This window comes from Nocardia sp. NRRL S-836 (assembly GCF_001279525.1).
Classification (GTDB): Bacteria; Actinomycetota; Actinomycetes; order Mycobacteriales; family Pseudonocardiaceae; genus Lentzea.
Genome location: NZ_LGDY01000018.1, coordinates 1 through 454 on the forward strand (window position 1 = coordinate 1; position 454 = coordinate 454).

Sequence of the window (454 nt, forward strand, 5' to 3'; positions counted from 1 at the left end):
TGCCAATTCGAATTGGCAGGTGCTCATGGCCAAGCGGCTCACCCAGCAGGACATCGCCAGAATGGCCGGCGTCAGCCAGGCCACGGTGTCGCTGGTGCTGAACAACCGGACCGACGGCGGTGTCCGGATCGCGCCGGAGACCCGCGCCCGCGTGCTGGCGGTGATCCGCAGGACAGGCTATGTCGCGAACCCGATCGCGCGCAGGATGCACGACCACCGCAATCGCATTCTCGGTGTGTTCACCTATGAGACGGTGTTCCCGAGCACGCGGGCGGATTTCTACCAGCCGTTCCTGGAGGGCATCGAGGAACAGGCCGAGGCGGTCGGCTGCGATCTGCTGCTGTTCACCAGCGCCAAGGCCGCCGGTGGGCAGCGGCGGATCTTCAGCGACGACAGCCGGGTGCGGCTGGCCGACGGGTGCCTGCTGATCGGCCGCACGCTCGACCGCGACGAC

The 454-nt window shown here is 67.8% G+C and carries 1 protein-coding gene; it reads left to right on the plus strand.

Annotated features, from left to right (window positions below; genetic code table 11):
- Positions 1-454 (plus strand): LacI family DNA-binding transcriptional regulator (locus tag ADL03_RS04900; RefSeq protein WP_369808932.1); only part of this gene is annotated, 454 nt, incomplete at both ends.